Genomic DNA, 17,919 nt, shown 5'->3' with positions numbered 1-17,919 from the left:
GTAAACGATACTTAGTCAATTGATAATGTTATAATCACTTTGTTTTATTCACTCTTTTCAGGCAAGAGTGAAAGAACAAGAACAATCAGAAACAGGTGATCAGATGTTCGAACTGAAATGGCTATGGCAGAACTTAGAGGGCAACCGGACACGGTACATTCTAGCGCTCTGCCTCTCAGTAGTGGGTTCAAGTCTTACGATTGTAAACCCTTACATCAGTCAGCGCATTGTCGATACGTTTATAGCAGGTGACAATGCGCTGCAGAATCTTACACAAGAACGGCAATTATTGATTATGCTCTGTCTGGGCATGATTGGATTTTCTCTACTGCGCACAGGACTTGCTTATATTACAACCATGCAGTACGAAAGATCCTCGCAAAACATGATGTACAATATCCGTATTTTTTTGTACAACAAGATTCAAGGACAGGACAGAGAATATTACGACCGTAACCGTACCGGTGATCTCATGACCAAGATGACCGGGGATCTGGACATGGTTCGGCACTCGATGGCATGGATTTTCAAAACGATCATTGAATCGCTAACGATCTTCATTGCTGCTGTTATCTATTTTTTCACTATAGATGCTCAGCTAACGCTGTGGATGCTAATCCTGTCACCGCCCATTTTTATCGTGGCTTACATATTCGCTAAACGCGTCCGTCCTATGTATATTGACCTGCGTGAGCGGCTGTCCCAGCTTAACACGACTACTCAGGAGAATATTTCAGGCAACCGTGTGGTTAAGGCTTTTGCCCGCGAAGAGTTCGAAGTTCAAAAATTTACACAGAAGAATGTCAATTACTCTACAGCGAACAAAAAGGCCGCCCTTGTATGGCTTGATTACTTTCCTTTTCTGGAATCCTTCGCTCAGGGCTTCAACGTCATTCTAATGCTGGCAGGTGGTTTGTTCCTGATGAACGGCCGGATCACCTTCGGTGAATTTACAGCTTTCTCTTCACTGATCTGGGCTATATCCAACCCTATGCGCAACATTGGTATTATTATCAACGACATTCAGCGCTTTTTTGCGAGCTTGTCCAAAATCATTGATATCTATTACGCAAAGCCTAATATCGTAAACGAGCATATGTCTACTGACAAACGCCGTTACGAAGGCCGTATTGAGTTCGATCATGTCCGCTTCAAATATGACAGCGCTATCGTACTTGACGATGTTAGCTTTACCGTAGAACCTGGTGAAACCATAGCAATCATGGGCTCGACCGGATCAGGCAAAACAACAATCATCAACCTGATTCCTCGCTTCTATGACGTAGCCGAAGGACGTGTACTCGTCGACGGCGTTGATGTCCGAAAGCTGGAGCTCGATGAGCTGCGTGATAATATCGGCATGGCGACCCAAGATGTGCTCTTGTTCTCTGATACTATCGATGGAAACATCGCCTATGGTGATCCTGATCTTCCGGAAGAAGATGCGATAAGCTTTGCCGAGCTCGCAGCCGCACACGACTTCATTACCAAAATGCCTGAAGGTTATGATACCGTTGTCGGAGAACGAGGAGTCGGCTTATCTGGAGGTCAAAAACAGCGTATCGCTTTAGCACGTGCTTTGGCAGTTCGCCGTCCGATCCTCATTCTGGATGATACGACCTCTGCTGTCGATCTTGAGACGGAGGAGCATATTCAGAAAAGTCTACGCGAGCTGGATTATCCTTGCACGAAGATTATTATCGCGCAGCGTGTATCTACGACCGCGCAGGCTGACCGTATTCTCATTCTGGATAACGGGAAGCTGGTTGAGGAAGGCACCCACGCCGAACTGCTAGCGAAACGAGGCTACTACTATGATGTGTTTAAACTGCAGAACGAGGGTATTGGAAGGCAGGTGACCGCAAGTGGCAAGGAATAAATTCGACGTCGATGAGAATCTGGAATCGCCGTTTAATATAAAACACTTCCGGCGTGCGATGGTATACATCAAACGAAAGAAAACGCCAATGATTGTTGCATTTATCCTCAGTGCACTTTCAGCGGCCATTTCACTATCAGCTCCACTGATCATGCAGCATGTGATCGACGTGACCATTCCGGCAAAAGCGAAGCTTGCGCTACTGGGCTGGGCTGGACTGATGCTTCTGACCATTGTGGTCAGCGTTTATCTGGCTACCATTCGTTCACGTATCATGACGAGTGTTGGGCAGGATATTATTTTTGACATCCGTACAGATTTGTTTAAGCATCTGCAAGAGTTGCCCTTTAAGTATTATGACGACCGTCCGCAAGGCAAGATTCTCATCCGGGTCGTAAACTACGTTAACGCCGTTTCAGATGTGTTATCCAACGGTATTATCAACTTTATTCTAGAAATCGTGAATTTGCTCTTTATCGCAGCCTTCATGTTCGCTGTTGATGTGCGTCTATCATTTGTCATCCTTGCAGGGCTGCCAGTATTCTTTGTCATCATGATGCTGATCAAAACTCGGCAACGCCGGGCTTGGCAAGCAGTATCTAATAAAAGCTCCAACCTGAACGCCTATTTGCAAGAAAGTATCAGCGGTATTGGTGTGACGCAAATGTTCTCCCGGGAACAACGCAACGAAGGAATCTTCACACGTCTCGCGGGTAATTTCCATACAGAATGGATGAAGGCTCAACGTTACAACTTACTTATTCCGTTCTCCGTGGACAACTTGTCTACGATCGTTACATCTTTGATTTTCCTTGTAGGCCTACTAACACTGAGTCCACAAGATATGACCCTCGGCGTCATTCTGGCGATGAGCAGCTACGCTGCCCGCTTCTGGCAGCCGATTCTGAATCTTTCGAACCTGTACAATAACTTCATCAACGCCGTTGCCTATCTCGAGCGTATCTTCGAGACGCTGGATGAACCCGTTACCGTCAGTGATATTCCGGATGCGAAGACACTGCGGCCTGTAGAGGGCCATGTCACTTTCGACGATGTGACCTTTGCCTATGACCCAGGACTCAATATTCTGGAGAATATCTCCTTTAAGATCAAAGCGGGAGAAAGCATCGCTCTAGTGGGACCAACAGGTGCAGGCAAAACTACAGTCGTCAATCTGATCTCGCGCTTCTATAATATTTCAAGCGGTAAGATTCTTATCGACGATCAGGATATCTCGCAGGTTACGCTGAAGTCCCTGCGCAGCCAGATGGGGATTATGCTTCAAGACAGCTTCATCTTCTCCGGTACGATCTTGGACAATATTCGTTACGGTAAACTCGATGCCACCGAGGAAGAAGTGATTGCTGCGGCGAAAGCCGTGTGCGCCGACGAATTCATCCGTGAGTTCGATCAAGGCTACATGACGGAGGTCAACGAGCGTGGCTCCAAGCTGTCTCAGGGACAGCGGCAGCTCATCTCGTTCGCAAGAACGCTTTTGGCTGATCCGAGAATTCTCATATTAGATGAAGCCACTTCATCGATCGATGCGAAGACTGAGCGTTTGCTGCAAAAAGGTCTGAATGAGCTCCTTAAAGGACGTACCTCATTCATTATCGCGCACCGCCTGTCCACCGTAAAAAACTGCGACCGCATTATGTATGTATCTAACAAAGGCATCGCAGAAAGCGGCTCACATGATGAGCTTATCGCACAAAAGGGGCTTTACCACCGCCTATATACTGCGCAGAAGATGGAAGCTTAATGGAATAAACACCAAAAAAGCTCAGGCCGAATTGTAGCCTGAGCTTTTTTGGTGTTTATATTTTATTAAAACTATGAAAACTAATCTATCACCGTCCAAATATTTAGCGCAAGTGAGCGAACCGCAATATTCGTGTGATTTCTGTACACCCTCAAACGCTCTGCAGGCTCTGGACTCCAGAGTAGAGCACTTCCGGCAACCTCAAGCAACGAAAGTCCAATATACTGAGATTCGTAACTCCCCTCAGACCCTAGCACATCTACAATTTCCAATAAGGTCTCCGGACTCCAGTAGCCTGTGCTGTCTTTTAAATTATAAGCAACCTGCTTGTAGGCGTCGCTCAACAGCTGCGGCTGATTTGAAATACAGTTAACCATCTGATTCAGATAAGCGGCGGATTCCTGCACATTATTCCAGTCTATTACTGCTATATACAGCTTCATCACAACTTGCTGTAAAGTCTCATCCGATGCTAGACACTCAATCAATCCCGTATACAAAGGTTTAAGGTGCACCCGGGTGATTGTTGGCAAAGCGTTTAGCTGGTTGATAAGTTTCAGGAGACGTTGCCGATGAGGCAAATCTCTACTGGTAGTTGCATTCCATTCATCCCTTATCGCCGCACTAGCTAATTTCTGACAAACGACGATTACAACCTCATTGATCTTACCATCGCGGCAGGTTTGTATTAGCGTGTTCATGGCAAATTCCCATCTGGTGCTATCTTCCAAATCCATAATAGCTTGAGCGGTGGCAGCTGCAACAATGCCTTCATTTCCATTGGTCCACCACATCATAGAACTGAAAGCATACTTGCCAACAAACCCATCCGGATGATTTCCAATTTCAATGATTAATTTTAAATAGCGAAGTCTATAGTCTAGCGTAAGATCATTAGGCTGTTGGGATAACAAGCTTCTTGCGATATCACTTTCTGATGAAGCAGCCATTGCACTTAAAATCTCCCAAGCGCGCTCATCATCTAAAAGCTGTTTTGCAGCATGCCCTATGGCAATGATTACATCCTTGTGTGCATTTGGATTCTCGAACTCGTTTATCAATAGCGGAATGCTGTCATCGCTTCTATAAGCACCCAGTAAGCGGATGGCCTCTTTTCTGACAGTGATCTTCAGCTTATCCCGATTCAGAAGCTCTTTCAGCATGGTAACCAGTAACACCGGATTCACCCTGCGGATGCATCTGGGTATCGAGTACATGGCTACACGTGCCCGGTCCCCATCCAGATTCTCCAGCAGAATGGGAAGTGCCTTCTCCGGTTCTTCCATAAGTGAAAAGGCATGAAGTGCAGCTTCTACTACAGTTACTTCCTTATCCTGCATAAGCCCAAGTAACCTATCCGAACCGAGATCAGGCATACTTGCCATGATCTTAATAACTCTTGCACGCTCCCAAAGATTACGTTTGGCATCGTATGCAATTTTTTCTAATAAGGCACTTAATGCTTGTTGCTGACGTGGCAGCCATCTGTGGAATCCATCCGCGGCCGGCACAAGATAGATCGTTTTGCCTGATAGGAACTTGCCCTTAATGACAGCCCCTGAAATAAAAGGATCGAGCCATTCTTGACGCTTCAGATGCAGATGCTGGAATACTTCATGGATCGTAATATACGATTTATCTAAAGCTAATAATTCCTTAACTCTGGCATCACGTGTTGTACGAGGCGCAAGCCAGTATCTAGCCGCTTGTATGGCTGTAGAATCTGCCTTTGCCCTCGTTGCTTCCTTTAACAGATTCTGAAGTTTTATGATGCCGTAACCTCTTTTACCAAATGAGCTAGCCAGGCTAAGCACCAGATTGTAGTCTTCTCTTTTGTTGCCCTGTACAGCTAATGTATAGATTTCATCAAAGATGACCTCTTCTACTCCCTGTGGTAAATTCTTCTCCAACGATGGAAGTGAAAGCTGTCCGTTCTGCTGGGCCAGTTTCCGGATCGTATTTAAAGAGAACTTGAACAACTCACTGTGAGGATTTAGTGCGTTATGCCGGAGAATAGCAAATGCCAGTTGTTGAACGGAAAACTTCGTACCATATGAAGTATCTCTGGCATCTATAACACTATCAACAAGCATAGTAAGTTCTTGTACATGGGCATCGGTGAACACAGATGCAGGACTTTCTGAAAGCTCCTTAAACACAAAACCTCGAACAGGATCTTGCTCATTTCTAATCCGGCCCAAAAATACCAAAGTCTCATGCATACCCTGTCTCGACAGAACCGTACTTCTGATCAGTTGCATAAGCGCCGTGGAACGTTCTTCTGAACTGGATACCTTTGTTGCTTGTTCAAGCCCCGCTCTTGAATGAAGAATCGAACGGCAAGCGGTGAGTCTGATTGTTCTCTCCCGGTCATCATTGATTTCACGAAGGCCAAGCATCCGGGTGGCTTCCTTGTCACGCAAGGCATGCGGTAATACATAAAGTAATCTTTCCGGAAAAACACGTTCTTGGCGTTTATCTTCTTCATACACGGCATCAAAAATCACTTGGCGGTTGGAAGGTGCAATATTATGCAGCAACTTCGCTAAATGCATCGGGTGATCTGCGAGTAATTTCGCTATCTCAATCCATTGCTCCATGGATAAATATTTTTTTCTTTTTAGAACCCCTTCAGGCACACCATAAGAAATCAGATCGCTCCGCGACTCCGTTCGAGTCAGCAGCTGATACACCTTATTCGGATTTTGGCGTACAAGTGTACCAAGTTGTTCCTTTAACGCAGGATGTATGACACCCTCGGGTCCATGATTCATCGCACACGCAAGTACCAGATCCGCCTTCAGATTGCATAGGATCTCCATAGCTGATGAGAACCTCCACCAGACATATCCTTTTTCCCTGGGTGGTGTGCTTTCTAGCGTTGTTTCAAAGTATTCCGCTACTACGTCAAGATGCCTGCTGGCTAGTTTCTTCCAGTCTTTTATGGCATATCCGATATCAGCAAGCCACTTACTAACTGTTTCCGAATAACAGGCCTGCAATATAATCGCGGCTTCCTCCGCTCCCCACCGGGCGTACACCATAGGCAATAAACGTTCCGCCAATTCCTGACGGTTAATCTGTGAAATACTGTGCAACAGCTTACGGCGGCAATCATATGATAAATGGGGGAGCTCACGTTCAATATCAGCATCTGAAGCCACCTTTGCCAAAAGACCCGCAGCCGTATTTCTGATACTTGCCATGGGATGCCGCAGGGCTGACAGAATAATAGGGGCATCATGTGTTGCAATGGCACCGATTAAGGCAAGACGTGCTTCATAAACGCCATCCTCCAGCAAGGAGGCTAGTAATTGGGAGTACTGGACAGATCCAAGATGATCACGGCCTAATATCGCTACTTTTTTGACTCTGTCGGAATAGCCTAGTGAATCCAATTCTTTAAGTAAGCTCTGTTTGTCCAATGGATCTCTTTTAAAAATCATAAGCCCTCCTCTTTCACCTGTTCTTATTCCATCCGAACTTTATTCTCTATACTGCAATCTATCCCCTTTAAAAAACTAGAATTTCCCATCTGTTTTCGTTGACCAAAAATAAAGGTAACCCTGAAGCTGGTTGTTCAACCACCTCCAAGATTACCCATAGTACTACTTACTCTATTCATTCTTTTTTTGTATAAACACATACGTACTCTCATCCGACAGCTCATCAGCAAAGCTGAAATCAAACCCGTCGAAGCCTTTGATATCCTCCACACAGGTGATTTGCCGCTCAGCCATGAAACGCACCATTTCACCTCTGGCCATCTTAACCAAAGTCGCTCTCTCAACGATCTTACCGCCGATTTCCTGCCCGAATACACAGCTAATCATTCGAACGTTTCCGCCAACATACGGGGAGATGCACTTGCTATATTCCTTGGAGGCCAGATTCAGAATGATGTCACTCTCCGAAAATAACTGATCTGCCAGCTTCCTCTTCCAGAACTCATAGATAGACTTGAAACCTGGTCCGCTAAGCTTAGCCTGCATCTCCAGCCTGTAAGGAACAACGCCGTCAAACGGCCGAACGATTCCATAGAATCCAGACAATATCCGTAAATGCTGCTGAAGATATTCCAGCTCCTCCATTTGAAGTACCCCAGGTGCCATGTACTGGTACTGGATACCCTCATAAGAAAAGATAGCCGGTGTAAGATTCCGAGTTACATCCATATCCCGAATCCGTTCCACATTCAGCGTGGCGATGGCATCATTGCATTTCCATAGTGATTTGGCTTCTTCATAATTCAACTTTTGTAATAAGGCCAGAAGAGTCTGCGACTCGCTTATGAATTGCGGCATCTGGCGGCAATCCATAAAATCCGTATCCATCTTCATCTTCTTGGCAGGCGATATAATGATTCTCATGTTGCTCCCTTTTCTCTTTTCTTACCCCCGCGGGGAATTTAAATGTAATCTTATCCTATCACACTTAATCTTCGTAGGCTTGGGGCAAGTTCATGAAATTTGTTCACTGTCGCCCACTTTGCCCGCTAACTTCTCCATCTGTACCTTGACTGCCGTTTCTTCTTGTCCCACCATTCATGCCGGGAGAGTTACCTCCATCTTTACCCCGACCACCGTTAAAGCCCTGTCCCCCGTTCGCCCTTGAACCAGAATCTGTACTTGATATCTTCTGAGCGGTGATGGCGTCACAGGAGGCGAGCACCATGGAACAACTAAGCACTACTATGAGCAAAGTGAGATATCGCTTGATCCGCATCTTTGAACCCTCTCTTTCCGAGCAAACATGGTCAACGTGGAAAATATCTTTTTAACATATAATCATATACATCTTTAAAACCCATGTAGGATAACACGATCAGCAGCGGATATACCGGGTAAATATATCGAGACTTAATCTCCCATAGTAGATAAAATCCGATAAAGCCCAACACCACAAGAATCAAAGAGGTCTCTTCAAATCTTTTGGCTCTTATTCCACCGATTAAGCGAACGAGTATAAAAACATACATCAGAAAATTCAGGACATACAGCAACCACAGCAGCCCGCTGCGGTAGCTCGAATCCCCCTTAAATAGATCCGTAGCAGCATTAGTGTAGCTATAACGGTCCATGACAAAGCCTATTCTTCCACCGTTACTGGATGATCCATCATTCCCAAGTCCATATCGTTCCATCTGGTATGTTCCTTCTGTCCAGGTCCAAACGATTTTTTTATAATACATTTTCACTACGTCCCTTAGGCTCGCCTCGGAGAGTTTATGGCTGATTTCCTCTTTAAATAGCTGCGTACTTTCTGCCTTATTATAATTGGCATCCTGCTGATAGATCGTATAGCTCTGCCAGTTATCCCAGAATCCAAACGTCTCCAGATTGATCCCCATATTCAGCCACATATAGACCGGTGCGGAATTTTCGTTAATCGGTTCATCTACGACATTCGTCGCCTGCAGCACAGCATTTTGCGTCCAGCTTGGAACATTAAACAATAAAGCCGTAATAAACAACGCGCTTAGAGCTTTTTTCACCCCGATCGCACGCATGTTGAACAATAGACTGACTACCACAGCAATCAGAAAAATAACACCGATACTTCGGAAATAGTTGCCGACTGCCAGGAAGATGGCTGCGAAAACAATATCCTTTATGGACTTTCTTTTTATAAATTTCACAGCAAAATATAAAGCACTTGTCAAAAAGGCAGTCGCGATCACATCGTTATAAATTAAATTACTCATAAACAAAGAAGGGATATAGGTAGCGGCAAACACGAGAATGCCATAATCATGATCCTCAGACTTACCCTTGAGCTCTTTATACAGCAGGTAAATCATTAACGAGGTTAAGAGTGTAAATAGAATATTGAATACTTTGATCACCAAGTAATTATCCGGAAATAACTGTAGCAACGTCTTTAAGTACACAACAATCGAGAAGTTAAACGGGAACATATGCAGATAACCTGTCGTGTCAAAAGATGAATAATCATTCCTGTACAGCATATCGAGTGCCAGTGAAAGCACCGTCTGCGAATCATCCGTCGGCAAGCGAGGAAACAGAAAAATGATCACGATCTGAATGGCAAAGGAACATAGCAATATGGCTGGAATTACGATTTTCCAACTGTACTGATTAAGCTTCAGGCATATTTTATACAAAATAACGCTTAACGCCAGCACCACCACAATCCCTAGAATAAAAAGGCCCAGCTGTTGCTTCTCCAAAACTGGCGTGTCCCCATATACGAAATAATTATATTTCGCCCGGATAAAAAAGGAGGAAGCGATAAACAGTCCTATGAAGCATGCCAGTATGAGATACAATGTTTTTTGAATTGCCCTTACCATGGAAAACCTCCTTTTCACAGTCGAAGTCTATACAAGCACATCCCCCGATTCATAAAAAGCATTATAAACACCCAAACTGAATATTGAATGAAAGCAGCGAACAAACGTAAATAGACCGCCTCCCTCGCAAAGGGTTGCGGTCTGTATTGTAATTCTTTTTAAGATGAAGTTCATTTAAACCCTTGGAAATCCAAATCTTTCAGGAAGCGATTACTGCCCAGTATGCTCTTTACCCTCTTCGATACATTAGGTCCTTTAGGTGTACTGCCTCGTCTATTCAGTAAGATCCATCTTAGACAAGCCCATGCTTCGAACACCTCAAGCTCTTCCTGCTCCATAAAATTGTCCAATAGATAAGCAGAACGGAACATATCAGCGTAACGCTCAGAGATGTGGATTTTCAGCAGAATAAATGACCATGCAAAATCATATCTAGGATCTCCCAACTGGCCGTTCGTCCAATCGATGACGGTAAATCGCTGTTGTTCCTCTACTATATTTCCTAAATGAAAATCTCCATGAATGATACGATCTTGTCTCATAGGCGTTTGCTCCACTAGAGAAATCACAGCTTGATTAAGGTCTGTATGCTCTCTCACTTCAGGAAAAAAGTAGTCGATGAAATCGTACTTAGGTAGTTGTATATGTTCCAGCTCAGCGATATCTATTTGATGAATTCTGGCTAAAATGCTCGCGAGCTCCTTCATTGTCTTATTATTCACTTTATGAATTGGCGTTCCGTCAAAGCTTGTTAACAACACCTTATTCCCGTCCGGATTGATTCCCCAACCCACTGGTTTAGAGACGGCTACCCCTCGTTCGGACAGGACATCCAATAAACGGTATTGAAACTGAACATCTGGTTTGGAGCTCTTACTCCATGTTTTCAAGACATAGCTTTCCTGATCTAGATTGATCTTTAGAACCTCAGCTTCAAAGCCATCATCCATCGGATGCGTGGTTAAGCTGGCTTCATGATAGAGTAGCTCATCCATGATTTCATGGTGTTCAAGCCAGTTTACATTAGTTATAGGGGTTCTCAAGAGCAATTCTTCCTTTCGGGTGATTGTATATATCCAATTATTCTTTGTGAAATGCCAGCTACGATCTCAATGCCACCATCCCATTCTATAGCACCGATTTCCATGAAATCCATCTATTCTTCTAAATTATTCCTTTTCTGATCGTAGATATAGTAGCATAGGCGGTGAAATATTGAAATGAACTATACAATAATAAAAAGCCCTGTAGAAACTCTACAGAGCACTGTCAGCTTGAATCTAACTTCTCTACCTATGTCACTGAATAAAATGCTAATCCGATACTTGAAAAGATAAGTAACAGTATGGTAATAAAAACCGCAGATCCTATATACTTATTTTTTCTAGACTTACCCGTAATTGATATTCCTCTTTTTCCAATAAGAGAATATAAAATGAATCCCAATATGGGAGTGGTCGCAATCATTAAGAATACCCAAATCCAAGGATTTATTCCTCGATACAAACAATCGTTGTAGAGCCATAGACATGATAGCGTTATAGTCAATAAAGCAAATACAACCACTAATATAACTAATGGAATCATAACATTCTTCCTCCTTTCCTATTTGATTTAGAATTCACATGTTCCAAAAAAGAAATGGATACAGTTTGCATAATGAAAGCCGCACAATGGCGACTCTTTGCTCCCCCCTATTTCACTCTTCTTTTGTACTTCGGAATAATCATGCCTTGATAACCTATATTGAAATCATAAACCAATATTTTTTTGTTTTTTGATGCTCGTTGTAATCCGCACAATACTCGTTGTAATCTGCAAAATAAAAAAGCGATTTCTCATTCTTTTGAATGGAAAGTCGCCTTTTTTTATTTTATGGAATTGGTAAGACCACGATTGAATTAAAATAGCCCTCATCGTACGAAAAGTCTGAGTATCCTTTTAACTTTTTGACTCGTTCATTGATACTGCTGATTCCAATGCCGTACCTATTTTTCCCTTTTTCAGAGATTAATCGTCCATAGGAGAAATCCAAATTCACATGATTCGACGAATTTACAATGATTATGAATAATTTACCCTCACTAAACTTTATTTTGATTTCAATTTCCTTTTTTATTTCTTCTGTTAATCTAAGTACTGCTTCAACGGCATTATCTAAAAGATTCCCTAAAATGGCCGCTAGGTCAATGGTATGTTCTATAAATAAGTCATGAGGAACTTGGAGGTCTAAAGTGCATTCTATATTATACTTTTTGGTTTGTTCTAGCTTACTATTAAGAATGGCATCGATGGGTATACACCCGGTTAATAATCTATATGAGAATACATTGGTTTTCAATAACTCCTGTAGCTCCTCTTTTACCTCGTCTGTTTTTTTCCTCTCCAATCCATAGGCTATATTTAATAAAATATTTTTCAGATCATGTTTTAGCTTAGACATTTCCCTTTGATTCTCTAAGCTCTCTTCGTAATATTTATTTTGTGTCTCCATTATGGAGTACTTATGTATAAGAAAATTTTTCCCTTCTAAACTATTGTAAATCAGCATAATGCACACATTCACAATTAACAAAAAAACACATGGAACGAATTGATTGATATCTTTATACTGAAAAACCCAATATATACTCATTAAAGATAGACAAGGCACAATACTTAATAACAAACATTCCTTATTACTTAATCCGATCTCATTATCAGATCTAAAATAGAGTAACAGCTTTGCCGACAACATCACAATTAACAACGATAAAAAGTTTGCACTAAAATATACGACTAGCATAATGAATAACTGGCCTTCAAATTTTTGATCATAATTATATGTAATAATAGACAACGCCAAGTCTGCAAGTGTAGTGATCAGCGTAAAAAAGATAATGTGGTAGATCCTTTGAGCCATTGATCCGTAGAACGAATACAGTATACAGATACTCAAAAGAACAACAAATAAAAACAACTTAACCATAGAGTTTGTATCACTAGACAATAATTTTATGATTCCCATAGAGACAAAGGTTATGGAATAAAATTTATACTTTGAAATTCTGAGGTTAAGAAATCCATTGAAATAAATAGAAATCGATGTTACCTGCACAAGTGTATAGAGAATCGCTAGAACCGCAATGCTAATAACCTCAATATTTCTCAAAAGCCGATCCTCCTTTTTATGAAATGGTTATAGGCATCTTTAACTATTTTCCTCTGCCCTCTACTAATTGCGAAATTTTCTTTATTGGTGAGAATAATATCGGTTCCCGAAACAATATGTATGTAATTTAAATTTAAAATGGTGCCTTGATTTACTTTTATAAAGGATAATGGATCAAGCATTTCTTCAATCTCTTTTATTGTGCCATAGAATGAAAATTCATCATCAACGGTTACAACGTGTATAATCCTACCTTTCTCAGATGAAATGGATAGAATCGTCTCACTTTTGATTTGATAGTTAAGATTTTGAGTTTTGAAGAATAAATACTGATTATTCCTTCTAACCTCATCAATGGCGTGAAGTAATACTTTACTTATTTGCTCTTCTTGAATAGGTTTTAGTATGTATCGAAAAGGCGAAACTTCAAAGCTTTCCATGGTGTAATTGTCATAGCTGGTAACATAAATGATAATCATGTTTTTGTCTATTTTTCTAATTTCCCGAGCGACCTCGATTCCATTTAAAATCCCCATTTCAATATCTAAGAATAATATTTGGTACTCTTCGTTTCTGGCATTTAAAGCTTTCAATAATGATTTTCCGGACTCATAAATGTCAATATCGAACTCTATGTTTTGATACAAGCCTGCACTATCCATAATAATCTTCTCTAATTTGGAACTATGTAATTGCTCGTCATCACAAATACAGATTCGTATCATTCCTCTAAACTCCCTCTGTTGAACAAAATAAAGAATTTGAAATTTCAATATATGCTTATAGTTATGTAAATATTACCTTATTAGTATTAATTCAACAAAGTAGGTCAGAAGTCCTTGCACAATAAAAAAAAGACGACCAAAGTCGTCTAGTAAATGCTTGTTAAACTATTTCATAGCCAACTGTAAATCTTGAACCGTATAATTCATAACCAATCTGAGTATATAATCGAATAGCTTTCTTATTATCTCCATGCGTGCCTAAGGTGGCGATTGTTTTACCCTGCTGCTTTAGATAGTGCAGATGATGTTACGGGCGACACTTTTTTTCTGCCATTCAGGAATAACGAATACATTCTCCGTTGCACTTCTCTCCTCTGTAGTTCTCCAGGTTGAGGTGTTATCGATCAATTGATCGTCATGAAACGCACAGAAATTAACGATTTCGGGAGATCCCTGCATCCATCCCAAATGGTTTAGACTCCACGCCACACCGTCAAAGGAAGCGAGTTCAGCTTGACGATATTGTTCCTGAGCTCCACTATTGTTCAGTGCAGTTGGCCTCACCAGAACCCCTTTTGGTAAAGGATACTTAGGAATCTCCCTACTCAAGTCAAATATTAGTCACCAATCATTTTAATCATCGTGTCAAAAGGATCTAATTCCAGGGTGTGTTGTCCATATTCCGTATGAATCGTAGTTTTTTGAAGCTGATCGCTATTGTTAATGACCACGAGGATTTTGCTTTCTGGATAATAAGCGCACTCTGTATATAAGTTGTCCGTAATGTATTTTGTTTCCCTGAACTCATTACCCGCAAAACGAATCAAATTCAGCAGCAATCTTGTATTCTCAAAGCTGAATTGGAAAGATGGAAGATAGATCCCCTTTCCTTTACCAAAGGCATGCGTGGATAGAGTTATCAGCCCATCCGTTTCATTCACAACCGCTGCTGCTCCATCGGTAAGATAAATGTTATTTTTGGGTGTTATGCTAGCCCCAGCAGGCACTAAACCAAGCTCATCCTTCACTTCATATGTCCACTTTCCATGCGCTACTCTGGAGCCTGTATCCTCATCTACACCAAGCACATGTGACATTCTGAAAAAGCTGTCATACCCTTCAAGCGCTGAAGGCTGATTCACGCCTATAAAAGTACCACCTTCATACACCCACTTTGTCAGTAAGTCCACACACTTGTTGTCCCTCCAGCGTTCTCCACCACTCCATGCTGAGCCAGCAGATCCGGCATTGATCACTACATCACAATCTTTTAAAATTCCCTGACGGATATCCTCAAAATCAATGAACTGTACTTCAATCGGCAATCCGGATAAAGCCTCGTTGATATGAATCAAATCATGCATATACGTTTCATGGAAATGCCCGGACAAGGTCCACGATCTCCATTTGCCCCAAGCGTGCAGAATGGCTACCTTCGTCTTAATATGATACGGTTTGCCTTTATGATGCAGCTCTTTAATTTCTCTGAATTCACCCGCAATCTTTTCGATATAATCACAAAAATCCGGATAAGGCTCTACAAGATGCAAATATCCACCCAATCCAATTCGATCTATAGGCTCTCTGAGTAGAGCACGCCGAATATTGATCCAATATTTTTTGGCATCTAGTGTAGGGTTCCCTCCCTCCATAAAGGTAGGCAGACCACCTAAACCAACCGGAAACAAGTAGGGATGCAGCCGAATCTCATGGGTAGCTACTTTTACACCTGAACACATTCTTGCCTCGAACCCTGAGAACACACATTTAATCATCCCGTCGAAGCCAAACTTCTCGAAACGATCATTGTAAGGCTCCATGCCAACCCAACTATCATCATAGAAGACATATGCCAGCTTGTCGTACCCATGCACAATATCAATTAATTTCTTACTAAATTCGATGACAAAATCATTGATAAATGCCATCCAGTCCAGCTTGCGCTGCTGCGCCGGGATATGACTGACACGATATTTTCCACCATTCACAAAATCCTCGGCCGTGAGCGAATACCCATATTTTTGAGCAAACAGATCAAGCGCTCTAGCGCTTACCGTAAAATCATATGAACCCCAGTCCGAGAACAAATGGCGATTGCGCTCATTGCTGCCCCAGATCCAGGCGAAATTATAAAATAGGGACGTAAACCGAACCACCGTTGTTTCCTTATGCTTACGGCACCAATCTTCAAGGAAGTGGAGCAAATACTTTTGCGTTTCAACATAGATGGGATCAATCTGCATTAGATGTTCTTTTCCCCAGTGATTCGTGGTGTGATTGTACATGGAGATCTCTTCCCAAATCCGGTAGACCATGAAGCTGACCGTATACTTATGCCATGGCGCAATTCCAGTAATAACTACATTTCCAGATTCCCGCTCATAATTCCACTGTTCTCTTGGAATCTCTTTACCGGTCGTTCGGTCAAAAACCTGCCAGTACTTAAACGCCTCTTTGGAATCATTTACTCGGAATTGCTCAGCGAAAAAGTCTTCCATTAAATAGATGGATAAATAATCTTCGACCGCTACCTTCGGATTAGTAATTAAAAAGCTTTGCTGTAGCTTATCAGGGTTTTGAGATGCCCATTCGTTATGATCTCTGATGATACAGATTGTAGAATAAATGCCGTATCCTGCGTTGATAATCTCATCGGACAACTGCGTGCCGTCACTGTCACGGATGACATCGGCACCCCACCGTTCAGCTAACTCTAAGGTCAGTGCCTCATAACCGGATTCGCCCGGTAGTGTAAAAGCCCCCGTTGTTTTTGTGGACAACTCGGATCCCTCCTATTTGAGCATATCGGACAGAAAAGAGAGTGCTAAGCCTTGACCCCAGCCTTGAATCCAGTCTTTTGGAATATTGCGATAGCCTTCCCGGTCCTTCATAACCGCTGTTCCGCCCGATACTCCCAGTACACGTCCATCCTCGCTGATATTGCTTAGGACACCCTTCAGGGCCTTTTGTACATATTTGGTATGCAGCGGATTGCCGTTATTGATCATTGCAGCCGCTATCCCGCAAGAGGCAGATACTTCTTCATAAGATTCTTCGTCATCCAGTACGGTCCGCCACAGGCCGTTCTCCGTTTGCACAAGCTTGAGTGCGGCCAATTGATCGCGCAGCGAACACTCCACGTCCATACATTGCGGATACAAATACCATTCTTTCAAAAGCTTTTTGACTTGCGACATGGTATATGCGCCCCAAGCATTTGCTCTGCCCCAATATAGTCCGGACATATGATCCTGCTTCACATTATTGTAGCCATGGTACCAGAGGCCGCTGCTAGGGTCTTGCAGGTATTTGATATGCCAGTAATATTGATTCAGGGCATCCTGGATCATTTCCTGATCGTTTAATTTACTTCCAACACGGAGCAGAAAAAATGCCGCCATAAACAATGTATCTGCCCATGCCTGCTCTGGAAAATCATTCGAAATAGAAACGGTATGCTGCAACACATGATCTCCGAATCTGAGCGCATGGTTCTGCAGATAATCCACCTTGCTCATTACAATATCCCAATATTTCTGATTGCCTGTTTCTTCATACAAGGTAATCAGCATATGCCCCATAGCACAGGTGTTTACCGTCCAGTCCGGCAGGCCCAGCTCGATATATTCATCTGCCCACTGGACAAGCATATCCAAATACTCTGTATTACCTGTCGTTTTATAAGCTCTGGATACCCCATAATAAGCCACACCACAAGGCCAGTCCCATGTTAAATCCATCGTCATTGTTTTTCTAACTACTTTGTCGATGACGCTTAGAATCTCTTCTCTGTCATAAGTTAATTGAAGCATCTTGATTCTCCTCTCTTTCTCACACACCCCCATTGGCGCTGAGAGCTGTCCGTCCTATGTAAACGCTTTACTAACTCTATTGTAAGGAGTAAAATGGTCTGATTCTAAGCATATTCATAACTAAATTGTGCAATTTCAACCATTAAGAGTACAGGGTCAGTCGCAATTCCGGGGAATGTTTGGACTTCCGGCCGCTGTTGTCTGCAGATTTCTTGATTTTATACCGCTCTTCACGGTGGAAATCTGCAGACAAAGGCGGACGCTAACGCTCCTACAG

General features: G+C 42.5%; 12 protein-coding genes. 2 read left to right on the top strand and 10 right to left on the bottom strand.

Features of this window, described 5'->3' with window-relative positions; translation table 11 throughout:
* Nucleotides 1–67: 67 nt before the first annotated feature.
* Nucleotides 68–1,879 carry an ABC transporter ATP-binding protein gene (locus ACFWMP_RS29445; protein WP_379425867.1) on the top strand — a complete coding sequence of 604 codons (1,812 nt, stop codon included), beginning with the start codon at nt 68–70 and terminating at the stop codon, nt 1,877–1,879.
* Nucleotides 1,866–3,641, top strand: a complete 1,776-nt coding sequence (locus ACFWMP_RS29440) for an ABC transporter ATP-binding protein (protein ID WP_379425865.1) — start codon at nt 1,866–1,868, stop codon at nt 3,639–3,641. Before ACFWMP_RS29445 ends, ACFWMP_RS29440 begins: the two co-directional genes overlap by 14 nt.
* Nucleotides 3,642–3,721: 80 nt before the next feature.
* On the opposite strand, the gene ACFWMP_RS29435 is transcribed toward ACFWMP_RS29440, so the two are convergent.
* The 10 genes from ACFWMP_RS29435 to ACFWMP_RS29390 all read right to left on the bottom strand — a co-directional run bounded on the left by ACFWMP_RS29435 (nt 3,722) and on the right by ACFWMP_RS29390 (nt 17,642).
* Nucleotides 3,722–7,087, bottom strand: a complete 3,366-nt coding sequence (locus ACFWMP_RS29435) for a HEAT repeat domain-containing protein (RefSeq protein WP_379425863.1) — start codon at nt 7,085–7,087, stop codon at nt 3,722–3,724.
* Nucleotides 7,088–7,258: 171 nt separating this feature from the next.
* Nucleotides 7,259–8,011, bottom strand: a complete 753-nt coding sequence (gene yaaA / locus ACFWMP_RS29430; RefSeq protein ID WP_379425861.1) for a peroxide stress protein YaaA — start codon at nt 8,009–8,011, stop codon at nt 7,259–7,261.
* A 103-nt stretch (nt 8,012–8,114) separates the two neighbouring features.
* Nucleotides 8,115–8,366, bottom strand: a complete 252-nt coding sequence (locus ACFWMP_RS29425) for a hypothetical protein (RefSeq protein ID WP_379425859.1) — start codon at nt 8,364–8,366, stop codon at nt 8,115–8,117.
* A 31-nt stretch (nt 8,367–8,397) separates the two neighbouring features.
* On the bottom strand, nt 8,398–9,954 hold the full coding sequence (locus tag ACFWMP_RS29420; protein ID WP_379425857.1) for a glycosyltransferase family 39 protein: 1,557 nt from the start codon (nt 9,952–9,954) through the stop codon (nt 8,398–8,400).
* A gap of 170 nt (nt 9,955–10,124) precedes the next feature.
* Nucleotides 10,125–10,997: an aminoglycoside phosphotransferase family protein gene (locus ACFWMP_RS29415; protein WP_379425855.1), complete on the bottom strand. Its 873-nt coding sequence runs from the start codon at nt 10,995–10,997 to the stop codon at nt 10,125–10,127.
* An 830-nt stretch (nt 10,998–11,827) separates the two neighbouring features.
* On the bottom strand, nt 11,828–13,105 hold the full coding sequence (locus ACFWMP_RS29410; RefSeq protein ID WP_379425853.1) for a GHKL domain-containing protein: 1,278 nt from the start codon (nt 13,103–13,105) through the stop codon (nt 11,828–11,830).
* Nucleotides 13,102–13,830 carry a LytR/AlgR family response regulator transcription factor gene (locus tag ACFWMP_RS29405; RefSeq protein WP_042184870.1) on the bottom strand — a complete coding sequence of 243 codons (729 nt, stop codon included), beginning with the start codon at nt 13,828–13,830 and terminating at the stop codon, nt 13,102–13,104. Before ACFWMP_RS29405 ends, ACFWMP_RS29410 begins: the two co-directional genes overlap by 4 nt.
* 288 nt (nt 13,831–14,118) lie before the next feature.
* Nucleotides 14,119–14,394: a hypothetical protein gene (locus tag ACFWMP_RS29400; protein WP_379425851.1), complete on the bottom strand. Its 276-nt coding sequence runs from the start codon at nt 14,392–14,394 to the stop codon at nt 14,119–14,121.
* 53 nt (nt 14,395–14,447) lie between these two features.
* On the bottom strand, nt 14,448–16,610 hold the full coding sequence (gene gnpA, locus ACFWMP_RS29395; protein WP_379425849.1) for a 1,3-beta-galactosyl-N-acetylhexosamine phosphorylase: 2,163 nt from the start codon (nt 16,608–16,610) through the stop codon (nt 14,448–14,450).
* A gap of 12 nt (nt 16,611–16,622) precedes the next feature.
* Nucleotides 16,623–17,642, bottom strand: coding sequence for a glycoside hydrolase family 88/105 protein (locus ACFWMP_RS29390; protein ID WP_379425847.1), 1,020 nt, complete (start codon nt 17,640–17,642; stop codon nt 16,623–16,625).
* Between the last annotated feature and the right edge of the window lie 277 nt (nt 17,643–17,919).

The sequence above is a fragment of the Paenibacillus sp. NPDC058367 genome, assembly GCF_042723305.1.
GTDB lineage: Bacteria > Bacillota > Bacilli > Paenibacillales > Paenibacillaceae > Paenibacillus_AQ.
This window is presented reverse-complemented; position numbering and strand designations above follow the sequence as displayed.